This window comes from Microbulbifer maximicatervae (SeqCode) (assembly GCF_052467815.1).
Genome location: NZ_CP174326.1, coordinates 4,084,447 through 4,110,521 on the forward strand (window position 1 = coordinate 4,084,447; position 26,075 = coordinate 4,110,521).

Sequence of the window (26,075 nt, forward strand, 5' to 3'; positions counted from 1 at the left end):
CAATATCGGTGCTTCCTTGCATGCCCCATAGAAGTACTAATCTATGAACGTCCATATCAGGCTTCTATACTGCACTCTATCTAGCTTGGAAGTGAGGCTCAATCATGTATGGATAGCTACTCACCTTGCCTGGAATTAGCATTTTGACTCCAAACACTATTCGGCTTCTTGATTTAAATCATTGCTGATGTTTCATTACTTCAGCGAGTAATTTAAAACGATGACATGTTGGCGGAGCTGGAACTAAAGAGGTTCACTTTGTATCTTGAGACTCGCAGTAGCACCCTATTCAGGGATCTTGTGGTTTATGGGGGACCAAAAGTAAAAAGCCAGGCCCATTAACCTGGCCTGGCTTTATTTACTTTATAGTTAAAGCTCTGTTAAAGCGCTTCGGCCTCTTCTGCTCTCTCATTTTTTTCTGACGAGATGTCTTGTTTAGCCAGCTCCACTTCCTGCTTTTGCACTCTCTTGCCAAACAACCGCTGCACCACAACAAAGAACAGTGGGATAAAGAAGATTCCCAGTAGAGTTCCAACAATCATGCCGCCGAACACACCGGTACCGATTGCCCTTTGGGCACCTGAGCCAGCTCCGGTTGCTATGGCTAAGGGCAACACCCCCAAACCAAAAGCGAGAGATGTCATTAAGATCGGGCGCAACCTGTCCCGTACAGCTCGCATCGTGGCATCTACCAACTCCATACCGTCTTCCAGGTTCTGTTTAGCAAACTCCACAATCAGGATGGCATTTTTACTGGTTAGCCCCACTGTAGTCAGCATCGCCACTTGGAAGTAAATGTCGCGCTCCATGCCCCTTAGGCTATTGGCCAGTACCGCACCCAGGATTCCCAAAGGAGCCATCAATAGTACTGCTGTCGGTACAGTCCAGCTTTCATAGAGAGCAGCCAAGCACAAGAACACAATCAAAAGGGACAAGGTATACAGCAATGGGGTTTGTGCTCCAGCAGAGCGCTCTTGATATGAGAGACCACTCCACTCCATACCAATACCTGCGGGTAGCTGCGCCACTAGGCGCTCAACCTCTTCCATTGCCTCACCAGAGCTGACTCCGGGTGCAGCCTGCCCATTAACCTGCATTGAGGGAACGCCGTTATAGCGCTCCAAGCGGGGGGAACCGTACTCCCAGCCAAAACTGGCGAAAGATGATAGCGGTACCATATCGCCCTTATCGTTACGCACTGACCACAACTGGAAGTCTTCCGGGACCATCCTAAAGGGAGCATCAGCCTGCATATACACCCGTTTTACCCGCCCGCGATCGATAAAGTCATCAATATATGAACCGCCCCATGCTGTACTCAAGGCGCTGTTAATATCGTCGATAGACAACCCAAGCGCAGCGGCTTTTGCATTATCAATTTTTACACGGAATTGCGGTGTATCCTCTTGGCCATTGGGGCGAACATTAGCCAAAAGTTCACTCTGCCCGGCCATTCCCAGAAACTGGTTCCTGGCTGCTGTTAAAGCCTCATGACCCAAACTGCCATTATCCTGAAGGTAAAAGTTGAAACCACCAGAAGAACCCAACTCGGGGAGCGGCGGAGGTGCGAAAGCGAAAGCCATCGCATCTTTAATTTGCATCAAGGCACCCATCGCGCGCATGGCGACAGACCCAGCGCTCTGAGACTCTTCTTCACGCTGGGACCAATCTTCCAAATTTACAAAAGCAATACCTGTATTTTGCCCGCTACCGGCAAAGCTGAACCCCTGTACCGAGAATACTGATTTCACGATACCCTGCTCATTGTTCAGGAACTGGTCCTCTACTTTTCGGATAGAGTTCATAGTGCGCTCCTGGGTTGCCCCCACCGGCGCCTGCACCATGGAGAACAGCACACCCTGGTCCTCATCCGGCAGGAACGAGCTGGGCAACCGTAGGAATAGGAAGGCCATGACTGCGGAAAGCGCAACAAACAACAGCATGAAACGACCGCTGCGCTTCAAAATACCTTGCACTCCACCTTGATAGCGCTGGCTACCTCGATCAAAGTTGCGATTGAACCAGCCAAAAAAGCCCTTCTCCCCATGCCCCTCCCCTTTGGATATTGGCTTCAGCAAGGTCGCACAAAGCGCTGGTGTCAGGATAATCGCCACCAACACTGACAACGCCATAGCGGCAACAATCGTGGCGGAGAACTGACGGTAGATCACGCCGGTGGCGCCATCCATAAATGCCATAGGCACAAACACTGCCGACAAAACTACGCCAATGCCAATCAGTGCCGCAGTAATCTGGTGCATCGACTTCTTAGTCGCTTCTTTAGGGGAGAGTCCTTCCTCCCGCATCACCCGCTCGACATTCTCCACCACCACAATGGCGTCATCCACAAGCAGACCAATGGCCAGCACCATGGCAAACATTGTGAGCATATTGACCGAGAATCCCAGCGAAGCGAGCACGGCAAAAGTGCCCATCAGTACCACGGGTACTGCAATCGTCGGAATCAACGTGGCGCGGAAGTTCTGGAGAAACAGATACATCACCAGGAATACCAGGACGATCGCTTCAATCAGGGTGGTGATGACGCCCTTAATAGAGGCCTCAACGAACGGTGTCGTGTCAAACGGTACTACTGAGGTCAGGCCACGGGGAAAGTAAGCCTCCAGCTCCTTCAACTTGGCTTTCACCCCCTCAGCAGTTTCCAGGGCATTGGCCCCAGTCGCCAAGTTAATTGCAATGCCGGTTGCGGGCTGGCGATTGTAACGGGAAATAAACTCATAATTCTCCGCACCTAGTTCGACCCGAGCTATATCGCCGAGGTGCAAGAGCGAGCCGTCGTCATTGGCTCTGACGATAATATCCCGGAACTCCTCAGGGGTTTGCAAACGTTCCTGGGAAGTAATTGCCGCATTTAGTTGTTGTCCTGGAATAGAGGGAGCAGCACCGAGGCTTCCGACCGTAACTTGTGCATTTTGGGCCCGCACTGCGTCGGTAACATCATCAGGAGTAAGTTCATAGGTGGTGAGCTTATTGGGATCGAGCCAAATCCGCATCGCGTACTTGGAACCAAATACCTGCACATTGCCCACGCCTGGCACCCGGCTGATCGGGTCAACAATGGCCGAATTGATATAGTCAGCAATATCATTGCGGTTCATGCTGCCGTCTTCAGACACAAAGCCGGCAACCATTAGGAAGCCACCTCGAGACTTACTAACATTTACTCCTTGTACCTGGACCTCCTGTGGCAGCAGCGGCATCGCCAGTTGCACTTTGTTTTGCACCTGGACCTGGGCCGTATCCGGGTCAGTTCCATTCTCGAAAGTTAAAGAGATTGAAACGCCACCGTTGGATTGACTGGTGGCGGACATATAAAGGAGACCATCGAGGCCCTTCATGTTGCGTTCAAGGATTTGAGTAACCGAATCCTCAACCACCTTGGCGGAAGCGCCCGGATAATTTGCCTCAATATTGATCGACGGTGGCGCAATATTTGGATAGCGCTCAACTGCCAGCTCGCCGATAGACAACACACCTGCCAGTATCGTGATAATTGCCAGCACCCAGGCAAAGATGGGCCGATTGATAAAAAAACTTGCCATAACCCCTACCCTTAAGACCCCTGCTGTGCAGGCGCTTCGCCAGCCTGTTGACCGCCTTCAGCCGCCGGCAGCTGCTCATTTTCGCGCTCGCTGGCCTGTACCGGGGCTCCTGGGCGAATTTTCTGCAGTCCGGCAACTACGACCCTGTCCCCGGCCTCGAGCCCATCTTCCACTAGCCAGCGATTGCCAATCGTACGACTAACCCGCACAGATCGCTGGGCAACCACATTTTCCTCATTAACAACCATGGCTGAGGTGTTGCCCTTTGGGTCCCGCGCGATTCCCTGCTGAGGTACCAGAATTGCGTCTTCACGTACACCACTACCGACAATTGCGCGCACATACATACCCGGCAACAGCATGGTATCCGGGTTTGGGACAACTACTCGCAACAACACGCTGCCAGTTGAGGGATCGACACTGGCCTCGGCAAACTCCAGCTTGCCCTGGTGCTCAAATTCGCTGCCATCTTCTAATAGGATTGTCACAGGTAGATGAGTGGCGTCGGCCAGTGTGCCCGCTTGAAGTGCTCGGCGGAGGCTAACAAGCTCAGCTGCCGACTGGGTAACCTCAACATAGATAGGATCTAGCTGCTGCACTGTAGCCAAAGTTCCGGCCTGATTGGCCGTTACCAGAGCGCCTTGAGTAACTGTTGACTTGCCAATTCGGCCAGTAATCGGAGAGGTGACCCGCGCATATTCCAACTGGATTTCCGCCCTGTGCAGCTCCGCCTGAGCTGCGGCTACATCGGCTCGGGCCTCCTGAAGATCGGCTTCTGCAGCATCATTTTCCTGCGTGCTAACGGCACCATTACCTACCAGGTTCGCGGTACGCTCGGCTTTGAGGCGAGCGATGTTCATAGCCGCCTTTGCACCTTGAAAATTTGCTTTGGCACTATCAACGTCAGCACCGTAGAGAGCGTCATCTAGCTGGTAAAGCGGCTGACTTGCACTGACTTGGCCACCTTCACGGAACAATTGGCGTTTTATGATGCCATTAACCTGCGGGCGAACCTCGGCCACTTTAAACGGTGAAGTCCTCCCCGGAAGCTCCCTGGTAAGGGTGACTGATTCAGGCTGAAGTGTGACTACGGTCACTTGGGGGACCATTCCCGGTGGAGCCGAAGCTTCCTCGTTACATCCCGCCAACAATGCGGAAGCGACCAAAAGACTGGTGAGGGCTCGGGCTTTTAACATGACTACCTCTAAACCTGACTGCACAGACAAAAAGTTGGCAGCTAGCGGAATTTTTAAGTGACAGGGAAATCCAATTAAAGTAGCGTGGCATTTTATGGGTTCGTACGAAACATGTTCAACTGTTCATAATCGTGCAATTTTCATCTAACATGCACTTTCACCCAGTATATTCAAGGATTTGCACAGAAAGTCCCTTTGTCCGTTTGCGGTTAATTGCTGTAAAAATGAGTCAGAGTGAAACTAATAATTGATTAAAGAAGCTGCAGTTCCCCATGACCAAACGCAGAGATGAGCAAATTTTAACCACCCGTGAGCGTATATTAAACGCCGCGCTCAATGTGTTTCATGAGTATGGAGTGTGTCGCCCTTCCCTTTCTGAAGTTGCAAAGCTGGCTGGAGTTAGTTGCGGTGCTGTTGCCGACCACTTTCACAGCAAAACCGGTTTGCTACTCGCTCTGACAGAACGCATGGTACTACCCGGCGAACAACTTTGTAATAACGCCGGCGAGCAACTCAACGCCAATCCCCTCGGTACACTGCGAACCCGCTGGGTGTGGCTGTTTCAGGAAATTGCTTGTAACCCAGAGTGGCAGCAGGTACTTGAGATTATCTTCCATCCCTGTGAAGAAAAGGTTACCGAGAACAATGAAGCCCACTTGCGTATGAAGCAAGGGCGCACCCGCGGGCTTGAGCGAATGGCACAACTGATTGCCCTCGCAGTATCCGAGCGCCAACTGCCCGAAGATCTTGATACAGACCTCGCGATGCAGATGTTACACGGTGGCCTGTTCGGTGTGATTGAAACTTGGCTCTTATCCTCAAGAATTGAAGATATCGGCGAACTCGGTGAACGCTATATCGACTCTCTAATCGATATGATCCGCTTCTCCCCCACCATGCGCTTAAGTTCACGGTTGGTCCACACCCTGCACTAACGCACCTTATCAATGTCGGTGGGGCATACTCCCTTACAGTGCTCGCCTCACCATAGATACCTTTTCTCTTTCACTGTTTATTGGAAAGCCCCCACTCGTTATCTTGACCCTTAAATCATTGGTTACAGCGAAGTCAAAGCGCTCTTATCTAACAAAAACACTTAACTATTATCCATTAAACCAATTTTGTTAAATCAGAAGGCAAGTACTCAACAGGAAAACAAGCATGTTCTCCCTCACCAATAGCCATAAAGAAGACCATGGCACTGTCTTTATCCAACTTCAGCAGACTCTCAAACTCTTCATCGTAAAAAGCGCCCGCTATAAATACGTCTTGCTTAAGAGAGTGTGCATAGAGAAATATATTCTCAGATAGATGGCCGGCTTCAAGGTAAGCCATCCGATAGATACGGGAATGACGATACTTGGACCAGAACCGATTAAATTTGCAGACAAAGCAAATATTAACTGCGGCACCCTCGGCATAGGGCTGACCGACCAGCAAGCGGCGGATCTTATCATGGCTAACAGGACCTCCGACTTTGGTCAATCCATGATCAATTGGATTGTAAAGGTAAATACCAGGATCAATCCCCTGTACCGAATGCACTATCAGGTAAATATCTGTAGCTTGTAAGGCGCCGCCAGCAGGGCTGCTGCGAAAATATCCAAAATAATTTATTTTGTCTGAGTGGGCCTTATAAAACTTTTCAACAAACGGAGAAGTACGAAATTTTACACAATGAAAAAGTATTTTTTCCAAAAGCTCACGTTTTAAAGTGGTACCCGGTACAAATTTTCGTGAAGAAAACCGGGTCCCAAACACAGACTCCAACTGATTGGTGGTAGGAAAGCTATTCAGTGGAATATCCACTTCTGGATAATTGTACTTGCCTTTAGCCTTTTCCGGCACCTGTTTACAGTAGTCAACATACTGTCCTACCCAAGATACCCTGGGATCTTCACTAGCCCCTTCTTTGCCCTCAGTCGAGGGCGGTAACGAAAGCTTGGTACCATAATGGTAAAACCAGGATAGTACATCCCAACCCCATTGTTTCCGAGCTAAATCACCGCTGATGAAGGCTCCATTACTTTGAAGGAAATCTGCTGCCTTAGTTTCTCCTGTCTGCACATCGGAATAAAATTTATCCAGAATATTTATGAGGGTTTCTTTATCCAAAGCCCACTGATCGTGATGAACAACATCCCACAAGATGACTTCATTTTCACTGAAATAGAGAAAGAAATTATCTAATAAAGCAGCGCCTTTCATCATCGCTTAACCATCATATTTACTAGAAGTGGTAAAAAAACTAGAAAGGCAGAATCGCTAAATTCTTGATTTGTCTGTATTAGCCCTGAATGAGACGTCCCTCATTTTCAAGGGCCATCTCATTTTTTGTGAAAAACTACCTTCTATTAACAGGTAGTGTAGACTGTGACACAAACTCCCAGAGCATAGGGTGTTGCGTCTTCTATATATACCCTTTTCATGATAAATCCCTCCATTCAAACTACTTTAAATTACTCCTTCAACTGAGTACTAGTATAAAATGCACACATTTCCTAGATCGAATTGATATATGAGAGCTAATAAAATACTCAATTGCGCCTAAACTGAGTACGCTGATATGAAATTAAAAATTTACAGAAAGGTGCGGACACCTCCCTGTGTCCGCGTGACTGGGAGGCAATCAGGTTAGAAGCTATAAGTCAGCCCCATATAAGCTCGTCGGCCTGAATATGAGGAGCCCCAAACCCTATTTTCCTCGCCCCAATATCTATCCACTTTCTCTTCGGTAAGATTGATTATGGAGGCGGTCAATGTCAGGTTATCCATCAAACGATAAGACGCATTAACATCCAACTGATCGTATTCATCAGTGAAAGTGTTCATGCCATTGTGGAATCCGTCTGCATAGTCACTGCGATAATTGTAAGAAGCGCGAATGCTAAAGTCGGTATTTTCATAGTAGAGGGACAGGTTGTACTGGTCCTTCGAAGTGCCGGCAATTTCTGTTTTGGTTTTGATACCTTCAGAGTCGATCTCAGCTAGCTCCGTATCTGTGAAGGTATAGTTTGCATAGACTCCAAAGCCATTATCAAAGGCATACTGAACAAACAGCTCTACACCTTGCGCGGTAGCATCAGTGCCATTTACCGGCATAGACATAGACACTGTCCGGGTAACACCATCGATATCCCTTGTCACCGTGGAACTGCCGTTGATTACAAACGAAGCAATATCCTTTCTGAACAAGGTCAGTCCTGCAGCAGAGGCATCATCGAAATACCACTCCAGACCCAAATCAAACTGATCAGCTCTATAAGGCTCCAACTCAGAATTGCCCGCATACCCCTGACTGACGGTTGAGCCGGGCAAAGGAGCGTGGATCACTTCTGAACCACCGAGGTTATCGTATTCCACTCTCGCTACGACTCTGGCGAGAGCTGCGCGCATAACCAGTTCATCGGAGATATCCCAAGCGATATTAGCACTTGGTAAAATATCAGTATTACTGCTGTCACGAATATTGGGTTCGTCCTGTAAGACCCCATCAATATTGTCGTAGGTGCTCGCATACTGCTTGGTCTGGACTGCTCGAATACCAAAGTTTCCGCGCAGGACTGCCGAGGCAAAATTCTGCTGTACATAAGCAGCCGTAATTTCCTCACCAACCCGGTAAACCTGATTTTTCTCGACGATTACCGTAGGGTCACCATAGGTTGCGTATAGAAACTCTTTTAACTTATCAAACTCCAGATAAGCGAAATTTGGCACATTCACACCGCCGATAATATTATCGACAGGGCCGTTTGAAAGGATATCGATCGTGTCGGGCACGCCATCGGGGTCAGTGTGGAATGAATCGCTTGGCCACCAGGGGTAACAAGCTCCATCGACATCACCCCAGTTAATCGTAGGACAAGGGGGATTATCATCATCCCAGGATTGTTTGGTGATGCGGCGGTTTATCTCATGGTCCCGGTACTTAACCCCAACATCCAGGGAGGTAAGCCACGCATAATCCATATCGATGGAAACGTCCAGCTGGTAGTAACTCTCCTCGTCCTCGCTGCTGGTCCAATGGGATGAGAACCAGTCATATAAAGGATAAGTATTGGGATCTCCCAGATCTGCACTGGTACCAATTTCGGCAGTACCACTGCTGAGATCCCAGCTCCAATCAGTTGCAGTGCCATAACGGGAATTGACTGATGCAAACAATTTCTCAGAGGGGCCGCCCTCTGCACTGGTATTACCGACTACCAACCGAGCACTATATCCATCTCCCTCGTAACTGATATTGAAATCCAGCGTGTCCGAAACATATTCCGCTCGTGTGTAGTCACCAGCTACCTGTGGAGACTGTAGCTCTGCCTGGCCCCGATCGAGCATACCAATGCCAAGAAGAGTATCACCATCTTCATCAAACTTGAGACTGCCCGGCGCTATTGCATCCCCGTAGTTCCACTCAGGAAATACGATACGATAATTCTCTGAGTTGCCGCCCAGCTCAAAGCGGAAATAATTGACACCAAATTCCAGCTGTTCTACCGGACGCCATTGGGCACTTAGCTGCATGCCATCCCGGGTCCGTTCCTCTTCCAAGACACTACCGACAACGGCTCGCGGCGCATAGAAATCCCGGTATTCATTACCGTCGATATCCACCATCGGCCCCCTGGCCTCTACGCCAGTCTGGGGGGACTCATCGCCCTGCCACCCCCAGTTTTCTACCGAGGTGCTAATTACCCGGTTCTGACGATCCTGCTTTGAGTATCCAAACAATACGCCAAAGGTTTCCTGATCATTTTTCCATGAGTAAAAACCGGTGTACTGAGGTTCGTACTCCTCAGTGACATCAGCATAAGTACTCTCAATGGATAACATGCCCTCCCCGGAATCCAGGTCCAGTGGCTTGCGGGTGTGTAAAATTACAGTACCACCTATCCCGCCTTCATCCAGTTTTGCTTCTGGACTTTTATACACATCCGCTCGGGAGATCATCGCTGAAGGTAGCAATGCGTAGGAAAATGATCGGGATGGATCATCGCCGGGAGTGGCTATATAGTTTCCATTTAGCTGGGTAAAAGTGAGCTCAGGTGCAGTTCCTCGGATACTTACCTCGGCACCCTCGCCGCCGCTTCGAACGATGGATACTCCCGGAACCCTCTGCAAAGAGTCTGCAACATTCTTATCGGGGAATTTACCCATATCTTCAGCGGTGATTGAATCTACCACCGCATTGGAAAAACGCTTTACATCGAGATTTTTCTCCATGCTCCGACGAATACCCAATACCTCTACCTCCTCTAGCACCAGACTCTCTGTATCAGATTCACTGGTGCTCTGGGCATTTGCCATACCGACAACACTGCACAACACTAGAACACTTACGGACGTCCGCAATAGATCTAGCTGGCGATTTGTATTTAAGGGTATTTCTCTCATTGCTCAAATTTCTCTTTTATTATTTTTTTCTAGCTTTCCGTTCACCCTAAAAGCCCGACATATCATTTGCCGGGCCACCGGAATATGCCCTACTCTTATCGATCCAGTTCTGTCTCGATATTTTTATATGTACCTATAGCGCTAAAGCAAAAAGCGTTTTTAGCTATCCAAGCCAAGTCGCTTGAGAACTTCAGGGGGTGCTCCAGGGAAACTCGCCATTGGTCGGTTACCCACATAGCCAATATCCGCCATACCTTCCTCGGTGGTATAGAAAGCGGTGGACACGAGAACTCGAACTTTGGCAAAGAAACGAGCACCAGCCTGGAACTCAGGCTTCGCCGTGCGAGTCCACTTTATATCCTCACAGATGGCTACTTTTTGAGGCTCATTCAGATCGACAAAGGAACCTCCAAATCTGCGCTTGGACTCACCCTCCAGCCAAACAACCCCTCCCCGAATCGTGACAAGATCCGCTTTATTATTGGAATATGGGGCGCTGACATATTCGTTGATGTAGTGATGAGCCCCGACTGAAGAGGCACTCGGAGAAGTTTCATCTGCGGGAATAATGACGTCGCAAAGTGCTGCCAATACCGCTAACTCACCCATTTCAAGCTGCATCTCCCAAGGCACAACGGGATTAAGAAGATCCGGATCTGTCGGCGTGCCCCTGGCCAGAGTCTGCTTCGGGGCATCCAGGTTCTTTACTACCGGTTCAGCCGCTGGCACCTCCTCTTTCACTACAACTTTTTGCGCTACTTTCTCAGAACAGCCAATGACTGGAACTGCAGCAGCGGTGGTAGCAATCAAACGTAGGGCGTTGCGCCGACCCAGGTTGGTTTTTTCCTCGCTCATATCAGATATTCCTCTTCTTGAACTGGTCCACGATGTAGTCGCAGGTGCGCCAGGCCAGCGCCATAATGGTCAGGGTTGGATTCTTATCAGCATTGGAGACAAAGGGTGCGCCGTCAGTAAGGAAGAGATTCGGTATTTCCCAGGACTGGCAGTAAGGATTGAGCACGGAATCATTCGGATTTGAGCCCATGCGCGCGGTGCCGACTTCGTGAATGATCGCACCGCCGTTGATAATTGCCTTGGCACCGTCGGTTTGCACGGTAGAGGTGACCTTACCACCCATACCCTCAATGATTTCAGCAAAGGTTTTGTGCATGTGAGCGGCCTGGTTCAATTCCTGGTCACTCCATTTCCAATGGAACTTCAGTACAGGGATGCCCCACTGATCTACCTGGTCCTTATCAATTTCACAGTAGCTGTCCTCGTTGGGAATCATTTCCCCGCGACCGTCAAACCACACAAAGGAGCCGTAGTAACGCCGGCAGGCTTCTTTCAAGTCTTTGCCATAAGCACCATTGGTAAAATCACCCATACCGCCGAAAGCACCTGCGCCCGGCATACTGCGACCACCGCCGAATTCAATGTGGTAACCACGGGCAAAATCCAGGTCACCACGCAATTGTTCCTTGTACAACCACCAGGGCATATACATGTGCATCGCCGATGCGCCGTCCTCGTTGTGGGCAGGCATACTTTCCAAAGCGGGAATCTGCCCGCCGATACCAGCTCCCACTGTATCCATCAGGTATTTCCCTACGGCACCGCTGCCATTGGCGATACCATCGGGGAATAAAGTGCTTTTGGAATTAAGGAGAATGCGCGAAGTTTCAGCGGCACTGGCTGCAACAACCACAGCGCGGGCACTGGCAAATTTTTCCTGACGGGTATCTTTATCAATATAGATAACCCCGTTAGCCTTACCTTTTTTGTCAACGGTAACTTCACGCACCATGGCATCAGTAATGATATCCAGGTTGCCCGTCGCTAATGCCGGTGGCAGCAGTACAGTCGTGGACTGGAAATTCGCCTTGATAGAGCAACCGCGACCACAGGGCGTGGCCCAAAAACAGGCTGCACGAGATTTCATCGATTCCCGGGTAACGTCCTGGGCAAGTTTATTTTCCGGGAATAGTTTCTGCGGAATATTTTCGTGATCTAGGCGCTCACTGAGAATAGCCAGGTGAGAGGGAATTACAGGGATCCCCAGTCTATCGCACGCTTTTTTGGCCAGGAGTTCATAGGCACGGGGCTTCGGGGGCGGCAGCAACACACCCGCAGAAGAGTCGGGAGTATTCTCTAACCTCTCGTTGGTGCCATAGACACCAATGAGCATCTCGGTTTTATCGTAGTACGGGGCGAGATCGTTATAACTGATCGGCCAGTCAAAACCGAGTCCGTCCCTTGAATAGGGTTTAAAATCATACTCACCCATTCGCAGGGAAATCCGTCCCCAGTGGTTCGTGCGACCACCCAGCATACGGGCACGCCACCAATCGAAACGGCGGCCTCTTTCCCTAGAGCCCTGAGTGTAAGGTTCACCAGGTACCTGCCAACCTCCATCAACCGTTGCATCATAGAAACCGAACGGCTTTTCCGGTGTGCTACCCCCACGCAAAGGCGCATCTTTTGGCAGATTAAACATCGGGGTTTCCTTGACTGGGTCATAGGATCTCCCCGCCTCCAGCAATAGAACCTTGAGCCCTGCAGTGGCTAGTACATAGGCAGCCATACCGCCGCCAGCACCAGATCCAACAATCAGTGCGTCATACTCTTTCTTCTCGAAGTCATCATTCGGCATCGCCTCTCTCCTACTTCATCAATTATTTTTGTTTTACTCATTTAATTTTAATTAACCTATAAGATAAATCTGTAACCGGTTACATTTTTTGTCAAAATTTTTTATCTATCCGTTACATCTAATGTCTAACTTATGTTTTTTTAACCAAAAATATTAATTCTTATGAACATTTTTAACGAGCCTAGAAATCCATAAATATTTTGATCAAAAAATGAGAGTAACCGGTTACATTTTTAACCAAATAATTATTACTTACTCACTATATAGATCATCCTGTCGTGACAAGCGCAGCAAAAGCTCTTTCGTTGCTTTGATCCCCCAGTCTTCATCGCCGGCGCCTTCATACTCAATCCCGATATACCCCTTGTAACCCGCCTTTTGAATTATCCGCAGCATCCGGGCAAAATCCGTATTGGTCTCATTTCCCCGCTTATCAAATGAAAAACTCTTTGCGCTGATTCCGCGGGCAAAGGGCATCAACTGCTCTACTCCCAAGTAGCGGTCGTAGTCACCAAAGTTCCCAAAGTCTGGCAAACTTCCACAGTTCGGCATACCCACTGACTGTAATAACTGGGATAACCAAAGTCCGTTTGAGGAATAGCCACCGTGGTTCTCCACCACAATATTGATGTCGAAATCCAAGGCAAACTCTGAGAGAGCTCGCAGCCCATCTCTACAAGCAGAACTAACCTCCCTGCTACTACCCTGTCCGCCAGCATTCACTCTGATAGAGTGGCAACCCAAATATTTGGCAGCTTCAACCCACTGGAAATGATTTTCTACCGCTTGTTGTCTTTCGCCAGCATTTGGGTTGCCAAGATCACCTTCTGCATCAACCATAATCAAAAGGCTTTTAACCCCGTGATCTATTGCACGCACTTTCAACGCTGAAAGAAAATTCTGATCCCTGGCCTTATCGGCAAAAAACTGATTGACATACTCTACCGCGTCAATTGCAAATGCCTTTCTTGCCTTAATAGGGAAATCCAATACCTTGAGAGTGCCACTTCGCAATTGCCGATGCAGGGACCATTGGGCCAGGGAAATGTTCACAGGGCCACCCGGGGTATTGGTAATGATTCGCCCACTATTACCAAACAAGGGGGCGGTAAAAGCAGCTGCAGCCAAGCCGGCACCAACCTGTAGCAAAGTTCTACGCTTCATTCCCGCTCCCCAGCTTGGAGTAGATTGCCAGACAAGTTACCAGGGGAATCTTCTCTAGTGCCATCCTTATCGTTTTGATGCAATGAGCGGCGGAAACCACTAATCGCTCCTCCAAGGTCTTCTCCCAGACGGCGGATCTTGCCACTACCAAATAGTAGAACCGCTAACACAAGAACAATAAGTACCTGCCAAATACCCACGCCTGAAATACCCATGATTTACAGCTCCCGAATTCTGATATTGCGGTACCACACTTTGTCGCCGTGGTCTTGTAAAGCAATAAAGCCGCTCTCACTACGGGCAAAATCGGGGTAAGAGGAAAACTTACTGTTGGCAAGACGTGTATCCCAATCTTCAGACCAAAGTTCATAGCTGACAATCATGCTTCCATTCAGCCAATGTTCAACCCGACCATTCTCCACTCGAATACGCGTTTTATTGAATTCTCCTGCCGGCTTTACCTCATCTTCGCTGGGTGCATACAAGTCGAAGACTGACCCTGCGCTGTGGCTCAGTTTTTCCAGTTCGGGAAAAGCACTGTTATCAAGTACCTGGTATTCCATACCTGACATCCAGACTGGTGCATTGCCACCAGCTACCCGATAAATAATGCCGCTGTTGCCTCCTTCAGATATCTTCCACTCCAGTTCCAGCTCAAAATCAGAAAACTTATCTGCAGTGACGATATCCCCCGCTCCACCAGCAGTGAGCACCAGGTTGCCATCAACGACCTGCCAGGACTCTCCTACATGGGAGCCATTGGCACCGGTCCAACCCTGCAACGTTTTACCGTCGAATAGATGCCTCCAGTCCTTAACCGCTTGTATACCGGATTTTTCCGGCATCCGTTCACAACCCCCTAGTGTGACTAGTAGTGCTGCAGAGGCCAGTAAAGACGTGCAAAATTTTGTCCCAGTGAATTTTTTCATCGTTGTTATCTCCACATGAATTGGTGTTTATCTAATCAGTTTGCCGCGATGGGTTTACATCCGCACTTTATTAATCCTGATAGCGGGCCGTACTTCCCCTTACCACTAAATCAAAGGGCAAAATAGTTCGGCTCGCTTTTAACGGTTTTCCGTCAATAATGCGACGCAAGGTTTCCATCGCATATCTGCCCAGCTTCTCTGCGGGCTGGTCAATTGTCGTCAGGGGCGGGTCCGTAAATTGCGAAAACTCAATATTATCGAAGCCCGCCACTGATACATCCGCAGGCACCTGCAAACCCATTTCCTTCGCTTGATGAACAGCACCAATAGCCATTTCATCATTCATACAAAAAATGGCGGTAGGCGCACTGGCTAAAGAGAGCAGTTTTTTTGCACCCTCCACACCAGACGGCATAGTGAACTCCCCGTTTACAACCAGGTCAGAATTCAACTCGAGACCGTGCCGTTGCATCTCCTCCTCAAAACCGGCCAGGCGATCACGCACAATCGGACTATTAAGTGGGCCGGTCACTATGCCGATCCGGCGGTGACCCAGCTCGATCAAATGGCGAGCCATGGCTTGCGCTGCGCCGGAATTGTCCAGTTCAACAACCGGATAGCGGTCGTCTTCAGCAATGCGCTCACACGCATTTACCATTGGAATCGACGCTGCTAAAGCTGCATCTTTCTCTGCAAATGGATAGCGGCTATCCAGTTGAATAAGCCCATCTGCCTGATTCGTCAGCGCCATTCCCGCATAGAACTGCTCGTGAGCTGGTTCGCCCTTGGTATCTCCCAGCAATACGGAGTAACCCTGGTCTTGAGCTGCCTTTTCTATCCCTCGGATAACTTTGGAAAAAAATGGATTGGCGATATTTGGGACCAGAACCATCACCGCAAATGACTTACCGGAACTAAAGTTTCTCGCCAACATATTGGGCCGATAGCCGGCCTCTTCCACCGCTTTCAGCACGCGCTCCCTGGTCCGTGGAGAAACCATTTGCGGGTCTTTCAGGGCTCTGGACACGGTCGCGACGGAAACACCGGAGCGACGTGCAACTTCGCGAATGTTTGACATACTTTTCCGTTACTTTGTTGTTAGTAGTCGACTATTTTCGCACAAATGGAAAACGCCTACTGGTTGCCTACTGCAGTGACACCTTGCACTTTGCTCGCTGCCTGCCTGCGATCCCAAAACCAGATAAACGCAAAAATCGGCAGCAAGATAAGGGGAACCACGGCCAGTGACTGGAATGATTCGATAGAGGCAGTTGCCAACACAGCATCCAGTTCATCGCCCGTTAACTTTTCAAAGGCTTCCAAACCACCGGCAGCCTCAATCTTGGCGTTGTCGAAAATTTCTCCAAGTTTCGGCAGTACGAACTGAATAGACATTCCCCCAGCAAACCCCAGCAACCCCAAAAACAGTGCGCCACCGCGTACAAAACGCTCGGATACCGTAGCGAGCATGGTGGGCCACATATAGCAGACACCGATGCCCCAAACTGTTGCCGCTAAGAATGCAGTTACCGGGGTTCTCGCCATCCCTAAGCAATAGAGGCCAACAGCTGCAAGTAAACTACTGAGCCACAAGAGTCCAATGGGAGAGAGTTTTTTGGCCAGCCGTCCGGCAAAGTGGCGCATTACAAACATCAACATGCTGACATAAACCAGAATGAGAATGCCCTTCATACCGACTACTCGAGAGAGCGTCAGGTCAACCCACTGCCCTGGAGCCAGCTCTGTTGCAGCGGTTAGCCACATACAGATCCATAGCACGATAAACATCGGCTGCCTGAAAACTTCTTTAAACATCTCGCCATAACTGATGCCAGAGGAAACCCGTTCAGTTACCGGGAATTCTGTTCTGGACACAAGCCACGCCATGACCACAGCCGGTAGGGCCAAAACAATCAGGTTCAACTGCCAGGGAAGTTCAAGCGCAGAAATGGCTAACCCAAGTAATCCGCCCACCACAATCCCGGCAGGCCACCAGGCATGTAGTACATTTAGGCGCTGAGTTTTATTTTCAGGATCAACCGCTGCAACCATTGGGTTACTGGCGGCCTCCACAGCCCCCCAGCCCAAACCGGTAAGTAACAATCCCGCAAGAACCAGATTCTCAACGCCCTCCCCGGGGGTTACTAATGATGCTGCAATAATAAGCAGACTGCCCAACACGTAGCCTATTGATGAGAGCATTAACATCCGTTTGATACCGACCAAGTCCACCAATGCGCTGCCAAATAGCAGGGTTAGGGCAAACCCTGAAAAGGTAAATCCAAGCGCTTCTCCAACCATTGCGGTGGAGTTGGCAAGATCAATATGATCATAAATGTCCGACTGTAAGTTGCCGGCGATCGAAGCCCTCACAGCAAACCCAAGACCAATCATAAAGATTGACAGATTTCCTACCAGGAAGACATTCCTGTGCAAAGCCTTTGTCTGTGTACTCATCTATCCAGTCTCCGCATGATTTATTGTTATTCGTTGTTCACTGGGATTGGCAAAAATTAGTCCAGCCCTAAAATCCTACGATTTCGAGCGCGATCTGTTTCAGCACCGGCAAAATCATCAAAAGCTTTGTCAGCCACGGTTATCAGGTGCTCTCGAATAAATGGCGCACCCTCGCTGGCCCCCTGCTGTTGATCCTTAATGCAACACTCCCATTCCAATACCGCCCAGCGATCGTAACCGTACTGGGTCAGTCGGCTAAAAATCCCACGAAAATCTACCTGACCATCCCCCAGGGAGCGAAAGCGACCGGGGCGGTCAATCCAAGGGGCGTAACCGCCGTATACTCCAGCCCTTCCACTCGGATGAAACTCCGCATCTTTCACATGGAAAGCCTTGATTCGCTCGTGATAGATATCGATAAAGGCCAGGTAATCCATTTGCTGTAAAAGCAAATGGCTCGGGTCATACAAGATGTTGGCTCTAGGGTGATCTTCCACCTCGTAAAGAAACCGCTCGAAGGTCAATCCATCATGCAGGTCTTCACCGGGGTGCAGTTCATAGCAGACATCGACCCCCGCACTGTCAAACGCATCCAATATCGGACGCCACAAACGGGCCAGTTCGCAAAAACCTTCTTCAACCAACATCGCTGGGCGCTGGGGCCATGGATAAAAAGTGTGCCAGAGTAAAGCGCCGGAGAAAGTTGCATGGGATTTGAGCTTCAGGTTGGCACTAGCCCGAGCGGCAAGAACTAACTGATTGCTCGCCCACTCTGCACGGGCTTGCAAGTTTCCGCGTACTGCCTCTGGAGAAAAAATATCCAGCATTTCCTTATAGGCTGGGTGAGCTGCGACCAACTGCCCCTGCAAATGCGTAGATAATTCAGAAATCTGTACCCCAGCCTCCTCACAGATTCCCAGTACATCATCACAGTAAGCTTGGCTTTTACTGGCCAGCTCAAGATCGAAAATCCGCTTGTCCCAAGTGGGAACCTGGATGCCTTTGTACCCCAGGTCTGATGCCCAACGAGCCATAGATTCAAGCGAAGCTGGCTGTTCGCTCGATGGGAGAAACTGGGCGAGAAAAATTCCGGGCCCCTGAATTCTGGGTGCCTTCATTTATTGTTATCCTTTTTACTGCTGTACTTATTAATTCTGCAACCAACCCTTTCCAAGCGATTGGTTTGCACCTTTTGAGAAAACTCTTCAAAAGGTAACTGGCCGCAGGCCGACACCGGCACCTCCCTGTGCCGTACTAGCTGCCGGACGCCCACCCTGCCAGAGATACCTAAATTCTGTGAGGTTGGACCTAGCCACTCACTTCCAATAAGGCGCCAGGGAAACCCATGAGGATTTTGCGCGACTGCTCTCCAGCACACCGCGCACAAATGCCATCGCGCGAACACCTACATCAATGTTGCCAACGGCAGGACTGTTCTTTGAAACTAACCCCTTCCGGCGGCCTCGGACTTGACCAGCAAAATCGCGATAGATATTGGCGAAGGCCTCTATATAGCCCTCCGGGTGCCCTTGAGGTGTCCGGCAGAAAGACCTGACGTCTCCATCCAGATACTCACAATCCGCACCGGCTTTCCAAATCGCCACAGGCTGCCCCCTGCGCTTTACTTGCAATTGGTTTGGGGCTTCCTGCTCCCAAAACAGCGAACCGTCTTCACAGTAAACGCTGATATTCAGGTTGTTCCCCTCTCCTCCACAGACTTGACTGGCTGTAAGTGTTCCTCGGGCGCCCTGATCTAATTTAAATAGCGCTGCACCGTCATCATCCAACGCTCTTTCATCAACTACCGCTTGCACGTCTGCGCAGACTTCAGAGATATGCTGGCCAGTAAAAAACTCCACCAGATGATGAGCATGGGTGCCTATATCCGCAAAGCAGCCACTTTCTCCCGAACGTGCAGGATCTGTTCGCCAATTCGCCTGCTTACTTCCCGTGGAATCACCGGCTAGTGCCAGCCACCCCTGCGGATAGGCAACAGTAACTCGTCGAATAGACCCCAACTCTCTCCTGCCCAGGATTGCTCTCGCTTGCATAACCAGAGGGTAAGCAGCATAAGTGTGGGTCAAACCATAAAGATGCCCGCTTTGCTCCACTTCCTTTTTAAGCTCAAGTGTTTCTTCCAAAGTGGAGGCGGCTGGCTTGTCGGAGAGGACATGGAATCCCGCCCGCAACGCAGCAATAGAAACGGGTAAATGGAGATGGTTGGGAGTTACTACAGATACAAATTCAACTCGATCATCAGCGCTGCGACGGGATTCCTCTTGGAACATCTGTTGATAGCTTTGGTAAATCCGGTCCGGGTGTAGCCCCAGCTTTTCACCAGTTTTACGACTGCGTTCGGAATCGCCACTAAAGCAGCCGGCGACTAGTTCTATCTCACCGTCGAGAGCTGCTGCCATCCGATGGATTGCACCAATAAAAGCACCCTCTCCACCACCAACCATGCCCATTCTTATTTTTTTAACCAAACCCCATCCCCTCGGGCCACTCAAAGAACCAGCTGAATAAACAGCCTATTTATTTTTATTTCCGTGTTTTGTAAGCGGACACGCTGTTTCCAAATCGCGGTTTTCGTAGCACTCCACCGTTTGAAACAGAATGTAACCGGTTACATTTCAATTTAAGATACAGAAAAAAAATGTCTTTGCAAGCGAAATACGTTGTTAATATCGCCTTATTGGACTCATAGACTAATGGCTCGACGCCGAAATACTAAGCAAATCACCTGATTGGCAGGCCCATTTTCTGGACAAACTCAGCCCAAGAGTGCCACTTCAGCTCGTCGCTTTGCCATTTATTACAAATAGCTTGATGACCAACTGACAGCGACAGCAAGCTACCTGTCGCTTCAGATTGGGGATGCCGAGGCCTAGCTTTTGAGCGAACCCATTTCCCGGCCTCCTTTGCAGCTTCCACGGCGAGACCCCAGTGATTCGGCCAAACCGCCAAGAAATTGGCTATATCAAAGCTGTGGATGTGGTATGGACGCGGATAGTTTAACTGCACAAGAGCATCCCCATCCGGCCCTGGAGCGTCAGTTTTCCAACCTGCGTAAACACCCCAATGGCAGCCGGCTGCCCAATCCTCAAACCCGGTCATACAATTTGCCAATCTATCCAGGGTATCCCGGATTAACGCCCTCTCTATGGGTGGGGCCACCCTCATGTCAACCATACCAGAGCGAAATCTGGGGTGCTCTGGATTGAGGGTGAGTATCCAAAGTCCCTCTCCACTTTCCAGCGGGTGATATGCCACTACCATGTCCATCAGGAAGGCTGAGATTGGAGGGGTATTAGCCCCCTTAGCCAGCAACATATGTAGGGGCCGAACAACTTGACTATCCCGCACACCTTGAGCTGGCACTCCAAGACTTTCGAGTATTGCTGCATTGCCCGCCCCGCATGCTGAGAGAACCAACTGGGGTTTTATTTGGTGGGAACTACCACCGATATCGGCAGAGACCTCAGTCACGCCACCACTATCTTTGTCGAATTTTCGGATACTCCCTTTCACCAACTTCTCGCTAACAGGAGCACTAAAACGTCGATAGGCTTCAGCGCCGTCAAACATAAGGTCATCAGCAAATCGATAGCACTGATGCGACGGCAAGCTAGTTGTTACCAGTGGAGCTGGAATCGGCACCTCTTCCACTGGAATACCCGCCGCAATCCAGTTGGGCTCGACAGTATCTAAAAATTCTCGGGGAAGCGCGGCATAAAAATCTGTTATGTGGCTATCAACACCATCGCTCTCCAGTTGTGTGCGCCAAAACTGTGCGGCCTTTAAGTAAGCTTTTGCCGCACTTGGGTGTGCCGCATTCCAGCCTGAGGAGAAATAGCCATGAAAGTGTAATGACTCGGCATCGTCTAACCCCTGGTCTATTGCCAGCACAGAATAATCTGTTGATAGCTCTCGCAACAATGAAATCGCTTGAATTCCGCCCCCTAATACCAGGACGTCTACGTCTACCGTTTTAGCCATGGTCAGCCTCAAACAAATCCTATCTATCACCACTTAGCAAAGGCTGGCCTTCTGTCAACTTCTAGGACCTCAGCTCATTCACCTAGGTGACACTTTTTTGAAATTCAGATTAAACACAGAACTTGGTTAATCCGTTCCAGTTATATCCCCGTAAAGAGATTGTCGCTTAGCTATGAAGCTGGCGGCCTAAAAAACTGCGAACACAAGGAGCGAGGAAATGAAGAGTTTATTGAGAGGTATAGGGATTGTACTGTTTGCACTCAGTACCCAGGCCGTTCTGGCAGATGATGAACTGGAAACGGTTCCCTATGTCGATGTGAATCAGTATCTCGGCAAGTGGTATGAGATTGCCCGGCTACCGCAAATTTTCCAGCCGGCTTGTACTGCGGTAACAGCGGACTACGGCCTCAATGATGATGGATCTATCAGCGTTTTCAATTTTTGTCGAATCTTACACCCAAAATATGGGTTCCCGATCAGTGTTCAGGGTACTGGAGTCCCCATTGATGAGACGAACAGTAAACTTGCTATCACCTTCTTTGAGGGTAAAGCTGCCGGCGACTACTGGATACTAGAGCTAGATCCTGGCTATCAGTGGTCACTCGTTGGTGATCCGGACCGCTCCAGCCTCTACCTGTTAAGCCGCACTCCCCAGCTGGATGAAGCTATTACAGACTATCTACTAGACCTGGCAGTTACAAAGCATGGTTACAACATTGACCACATCATCATGACCCGCCAGCTGACTGAGTAAATAATAAAGCGGGTGTCACACTTCTGGCACCCGCCACTTAACAAACCACATTAACTTTTCATTAATTCTTTATAATCAATAGGTTAACTCATTATATTAATGTATTTTCTTATATTTTTGTGTACTTTATGTTCGCTAGAGTATTCCCGTCAGCTAGCAACCCATATCAGTTATAGTTACCACTCCATTTAATAGAGCACCCCATACTTGGCAGCTGCTTTTCCGGCCCTGCCCCAGTCTCTGCGATCAACTTCATTGCATTGACCAGCTCCCTGGTTCGGCCTGCCGGGTTTCCCATTCCCGCATCATCGATTCGGCCTCGATATTGGAGCCCTCCATCCTTATTCAGCCCGAAGAAGTCTGGTGTACATACCGCCTGGTAAGCTCTCCCAACGGACTGATCTTCATCAACCAAATAGGGGAAAGTAAACCCATGGTCTCGGGCAAACTTCGCCATATAAGGAGGGTTGTCAATCTGGTAATCGCGATAATCGTTTGACATAACAGCCAAAACATTAATGCCCAGCCCTTGTAGCTCTCGCACATCCTCAGCTAGACGATTTGCAATCGCCTGAACATAGGGACAGTGATTGCAGATAAATGCAATCAACAGCCCCTTGCTTCCCAGATGGTCCGACATGCGAAAGCTCTTGCCGTCAGGGTCTTTCAGGGTAAAGTCTGGGGCTTTCCATCCGAAATCACATACTGGTGTATCTAGTAACATTGCCCGATCCTCTCCTGGGTTCTAAATTAGCTTTCAATCTCAAGTACGCTCTTGGCATAGGGGGCGTAAATTTTTGCGACCTCTTGAGCCATCTCATCTGGATAAACAAAAAAATCACCCGTTGTTAGTGCCTTCATAATGCCATCGAAGACGATGCTCGCTGGAGGGGCTCCCTCTCCCATGCCTGCGGAGTCGGCCATATCCGTCTTGATTGGACCAGCAATAACACTGATAACTTGAGTCCCCTGCTCGACCCAGGCCTCCCTCAAACCCTGAGTTACTGCATAGGCAGCCGCCTTTGAGCCGGAGTAACCAGTAAATGGGAGAAAATTTTTGATGGATGCCAGTGAGTTCATTTGGACAAAGACACCCCCACCATTAGATTTCAAAACAGGGCCAAACGCTTTGGCCAGGTTTATCAGTGGGTAAACATTGCCCTCCATCTGATACTTGAAGCTCCCCACAACATCATCGTCCAAGGGTGTCGATAGCTTCACTACGCCCGTATTGGAGACAACCAAATTGACATCACCGGCAACCTTTGCAGCGCTTTGAATGGTTTCTTCACGTGAAAGATCAAATTTCATAGGAGAGATCCTTGTTTCCACTGTTTCCGACCAAGTGGTAAAAACACAACTCGCAGATACAACTACTGGCACTCGCCCGATATTCGCCTATTGCTCCGAAATCAAAACACCATTTTTGCGGTCACAGTGATTATTGGAGCAACACTTCTAGCCGAGGAGCGCTCACTCGAATTAATAAAGTGGTAACTGGTGCAACTTCATGACCCTAAAAGCCTTCAAAGTCATCAAAGTGGTTCTGACCTGTTAGTCAAAGTGCTTGTTTTTAACGCTTTTTTACAGTTGCAGTTACACAATAGTTATGATGACCATACATACTCAAGCCTTCAAAACGAGAAAAAATGCCTCAATTTCACACTCAATAGGAAAGCTATTTTGCTAAATACAGTGTTAAAGAAAAAGATCCATCTCTGATTAGAGGTATTTCATGCCCTTTGGAGCTTTCAGCCTTTATACTTGTCCTAAGCTATAGGTCGCCGAGCCATAAGGGCCGGACGCCTATGAAGTAGGACGTATAAAGAGACTCCCTATGCTTACCAATCGGATCGCCGCTTACTTTTCCGGCTTCTTGGTCATTGGCCTTCTTTCCACAAGTGTTCTGGCAGAGCCAGAGCGAATAGCCCCCGAAGAGGGTCAAGGTGGTACTGCACAAGAGATAGTCAGCAAGCTTGAAATGCTGCACTACAACAAAATCAAAATCGGCGACGAAATGTCCGAGAACTTGTGGAACGAGTATATCGATGCACTCGACCCCACTAAAAGTTACTTCCTCGCCTCTGATATCAACGAATTCCGCGCGTGGGAAGCGGAGATGGATGACCAGCTTCGCGCTGGTGATGTCACCGCTGGGTTCAGTATCTACAATCGTTTCCGCCTGCGTATGGGGGATCGGCTAGATAACATCCTGTCCCAACTAGAGAAAGGCCTGCCCGCCTATGACTTTTCTCGGGAAGAGACTCTTGAGCTGGATCGAGAGGAAAGCCAGTGGCCCAACTCGATCAGCGCTGCAGATGAGCTGTGGCGCAAGCGCTTAAAGAGCAGCATCCTGAATCTTCGCCTTACCGGTAAGACCGATGAGGAAATCCAGGACCTTCTTGTGCGCCGTTACAAAGGCCAAAAGAAGCGCCTCGAGCAGCAGAAGAGCGACGACGTTTTTGAGCTCTATATGAATTCGTTGACTCGTCTCTACGATCCGCACAGCAATTACCTGTCACCGCGCTCATTGGAAAACTTCAATATGAGCATGTCCCTCTCCTTGGAGGGTATCGGTGCTGTGCTACAGGCAGACGAGGAATACACCAAAGTTGCTCGCCTGGTACACGGTGGTCCAGCCGACCGCACCGGCAAGATCAAGCCCAACGATAAAATCGTGGGTGTTGGCCAGGATAAAGAAGGCGAAATGGTCGATGTAGTGGGCTGGCGCCTGGATGATGTTGTCGACTTGATTCGCGGCAAGGCCGGTACCTATGTTCGCCTGGAGACCATCCCCACTGGTGGTGACGGCACTCACAAGACTATCTTGATCAAGCGCAGCAAAGTGAAGCTTGAAGATCAGGCGGCCAAGAAGGCAGTGTTTGAATTCTCTGACGGCAGTAAGAGTTACAAGATCGGTGTGATTAACCTGCCGACCTTCTATATCGACTTCGATGCCTATCGCCGCCGCGACCCCAACTATAAGAGCACCACGCGAGACGTTGCCCGTCTTCTGAGTGAACTTAAAGAGGAGAAAGTTGACGGTATTATCCTGGATCTTCGCAACAATGGCGGTGGTTCACTGCAAGAAGCCACCATGCTCACAGACCTGTTTATTGATCAGGGCCCTGTTGTGCAGATCCGCCACGCCAATGAGCAGATTTCCCGCCATAACCGCTCGCGCTCCCGCGCCATGTACCGCGGGCCGCTGATGGTATTGATCAATCGCTTATCCGCCTCTGCATCCGAGATTTTTGCCGGTGCAATCCAGGATTACAACCGCGGCCTGGTGGTAGGTAACCAATCATTTGGTAAGGGTACTGTGCAAACTATGGCTCCCTTGAAGGAAGGCCAGTTGAAAATTACCCAGTCCAAGTTCTACCGGGTTTCCGGAGACAGCACACAGCACGCGGGTGTGAAGCCGGACATCGATATGCCACAGTTGATTGATGCCGAAAATGTCGGTGAAAGTGCTTACGATACTGCCCTGCCCTGGGACCGTATCCACGCTGTGCCTCATGCGAAGTATTTCAACTTGAAGATGCTGATCCCGAACTTGATTACCAAGCACAACAAGCGCACGGAAACAGATCCAGATTTTGTTTTCCTGCGCGATCAGTTCAAGTTCGACGCTGAGCGGGCTGACAAGAAGTATGTCTCTCTCAACGAATCAACTAGAGAGAATGAGCGCAAGTCCGTTAATCAGCGATTGCTGGATATGGAAAACCGTCGCCGCAAAGCTAAAGGCCTTGAACCCTACGAGAACTTTGAGGCATACGAAGAAAGCGAATCTGAAGAGGTGGCTAACATTGGTGGTCCTGTAGAGATCAAGTTGGAAAAAGATCCAATTTTGAATGAAGCGGGCTATATAATGGCGGACTTTATCGGCCTCGCCGATAAGGCCAGCAAGGCCCCGCCCCAAGTTGCCAATTTCTAAATACTGATAGGCACTGGGCGCGGCGTGCGCCC

The 26,075-nt window shown here is 49.6% G+C and carries 19 protein-coding genes; 3 read left to right on the forward strand and 16 right to left on the reverse strand.

Translation table 11 applies throughout. The features are described from left to right. Window positions 1-380: 380 nt before the first annotated feature. Window positions 381-3,563, reverse strand: coding sequence for an efflux RND transporter permease subunit (locus tag ACJJIW_RS17755; RefSeq protein ID WP_444935937.1), 3,183 nt, complete (start codon window positions 3,561-3,563; stop codon window positions 381-383). A gap of 11 nt (window positions 3,564-3,574) precedes the next feature. Continuing rightward, the gene (locus ACJJIW_RS17760; protein ID WP_444935938.1) at window positions 3,575-4,759 is read right to left on the reverse strand and encodes an efflux RND transporter periplasmic adaptor subunit; all 1,185 of its coding nucleotides are present in this window, start codon (window positions 4,757-4,759) and stop codon (window positions 3,575-3,577) included. Between the two features lie 272 nt (window positions 4,760-5,031). On the opposite strand from ACJJIW_RS17760, the gene ACJJIW_RS17765 reads away from it, so the two are divergent. Beyond that, window positions 5,032-5,694, forward strand: a complete 663-nt coding sequence (locus tag ACJJIW_RS17765; RefSeq protein WP_444927753.1) for a TetR family transcriptional regulator — start codon at window positions 5,032-5,034, stop codon at window positions 5,692-5,694. 175 nt (window positions 5,695-5,869) lie between these two features. Here the strand turns inward: ACJJIW_RS17765 and ACJJIW_RS17770 are convergent, their stop codons facing one another. The 12 genes from ACJJIW_RS17770 to ACJJIW_RS17825 all read right to left on the reverse strand — a co-directional run bounded on the left by ACJJIW_RS17770 (window position 5,870) and on the right by ACJJIW_RS17825 (window position 21,352). Further along, window positions 5,870-6,970: a SagB/ThcOx family dehydrogenase gene (locus tag ACJJIW_RS17770; protein ID WP_444935939.1), complete on the reverse strand. Its 1,101-nt coding sequence runs from the start codon at window positions 6,968-6,970 to the stop codon at window positions 5,870-5,872. Window positions 6,971-7,393: 423 nt separating this feature from the next. Then, window positions 7,394-10,150 (reverse strand): TonB-dependent receptor, encoded by a 2,757-nt coding sequence (locus ACJJIW_RS17775; protein ID WP_444935940.1) that lies wholly within the window; start codon window positions 10,148-10,150, stop codon window positions 7,394-7,396. 159 nt (window positions 10,151-10,309) lie between these two features. After that, window positions 10,310-11,005, reverse strand: a complete 696-nt coding sequence (locus ACJJIW_RS17780; protein WP_413665737.1) for a gluconate 2-dehydrogenase subunit 3 family protein — start codon at window positions 11,003-11,005, stop codon at window positions 10,310-10,312. A 1-nt stretch (window position 11,006) separates the two neighbouring features. Continuing rightward, a complete protein-coding gene (locus tag ACJJIW_RS17785) occupies window positions 11,007-12,803 on the reverse strand; it encodes a GMC oxidoreductase (RefSeq protein WP_444935941.1) in 1,797 nt (598 codons plus the stop codon). A 252-nt stretch (window positions 12,804-13,055) separates the two neighbouring features. Beyond that, the gene (locus ACJJIW_RS17790) at window positions 13,056-13,967 is read right to left on the reverse strand and encodes a sugar phosphate isomerase/epimerase family protein (protein ID WP_444935942.1); all 912 of its coding nucleotides are present in this window, start codon (window positions 13,965-13,967) and stop codon (window positions 13,056-13,058) included. Next, window positions 13,964-14,182 carry a twin-arginine translocase TatA/TatE family subunit gene (locus tag ACJJIW_RS17795; protein ID WP_444935943.1) on the reverse strand — a complete coding sequence of 73 codons (219 nt, stop codon included), beginning with the start codon at window positions 14,180-14,182 and terminating at the stop codon, window positions 13,964-13,966. Before ACJJIW_RS17795 ends, ACJJIW_RS17790 begins: the two co-directional genes overlap by 4 nt. 3 nt (window positions 14,183-14,185) lie before the next feature. Next, entirely contained in the window at window positions 14,186-14,896 is a 711-nt protein-coding gene (locus ACJJIW_RS17800; protein WP_444935944.1) for a 3-keto-disaccharide hydrolase, read from the reverse strand. 70 nt (window positions 14,897-14,966) lie between these two features. Next, window positions 14,967-15,974 carry a LacI family DNA-binding transcriptional regulator gene (locus ACJJIW_RS17805; RefSeq protein WP_444935945.1) on the reverse strand — a complete coding sequence of 336 codons (1,008 nt, stop codon included), beginning with the start codon at window positions 15,972-15,974 and terminating at the stop codon, window positions 14,967-14,969. 56 nt (window positions 15,975-16,030) lie between these two features. Then, window positions 16,031-17,353: an MFS transporter gene (locus tag ACJJIW_RS17810; RefSeq protein ID WP_444935946.1), complete on the reverse strand. Its 1,323-nt coding sequence runs from the start codon at window positions 17,351-17,353 to the stop codon at window positions 16,031-16,033. Window positions 17,354-17,409: 56 nt separating this feature from the next. Further along, entirely contained in the window at window positions 17,410-18,471 is a 1,062-nt protein-coding gene (locus ACJJIW_RS17815; RefSeq protein ID WP_444935947.1) for a sugar phosphate isomerase/epimerase family protein, read from the reverse strand. A gap of 198 nt (window positions 18,472-18,669) precedes the next feature. Continuing rightward, on the reverse strand, window positions 18,670-19,839 hold the full coding sequence (locus ACJJIW_RS17820; protein WP_444935948.1) for a Gfo/Idh/MocA family protein: 1,170 nt from the start codon (window positions 19,837-19,839) through the stop codon (window positions 18,670-18,672). A 253-nt stretch (window positions 19,840-20,092) separates the two neighbouring features. Continuing rightward, complete coding sequence (locus ACJJIW_RS17825; protein ID WP_444935949.1) at window positions 20,093-21,352, reverse strand: FAD-dependent oxidoreductase; 1,260 nt, start codon at window positions 21,350-21,352, stop codon at window positions 20,093-20,095. Window positions 21,353-21,569: 217 nt separating this feature from the next. Here ACJJIW_RS17825 and ACJJIW_RS17830 point away from each other — a divergent pair, with 217 nt between their 5' ends. Continuing rightward, a complete protein-coding gene (locus ACJJIW_RS17830; protein WP_413665728.1) occupies window positions 21,570-22,106 on the forward strand; it encodes a lipocalin family protein in 537 nt (178 codons plus the stop codon). 166 nt (window positions 22,107-22,272) lie between these two features. On the opposite strand, the gene ACJJIW_RS17835 is transcribed toward ACJJIW_RS17830, so the two are convergent. Both ACJJIW_RS17835 and ACJJIW_RS17840 read right to left on the reverse strand, forming a co-directional pair. Then, complete coding sequence (locus ACJJIW_RS17835) at window positions 22,273-22,830, reverse strand: thioredoxin family protein (RefSeq protein ID WP_444935950.1); 558 nt, start codon at window positions 22,828-22,830, stop codon at window positions 22,273-22,275. Window positions 22,831-22,856: 26 nt separating this feature from the next. Continuing rightward, complete coding sequence (locus ACJJIW_RS17840; protein ID WP_444935951.1) at window positions 22,857-23,489, reverse strand: SDR family NAD(P)-dependent oxidoreductase; 633 nt, start codon at window positions 23,487-23,489, stop codon at window positions 22,857-22,859. Window positions 23,490-23,943: 454 nt separating this feature from the next. Between ACJJIW_RS17840 and ACJJIW_RS17845 the strand changes: the two genes are divergently transcribed. Further along, window positions 23,944-26,043, forward strand: coding sequence for a carboxy terminal-processing peptidase (locus ACJJIW_RS17845; protein ID WP_444893825.1), 2,100 nt, complete (start codon window positions 23,944-23,946; stop codon window positions 26,041-26,043). Window positions 26,044-26,075 lie beyond the last annotated feature (32 nt).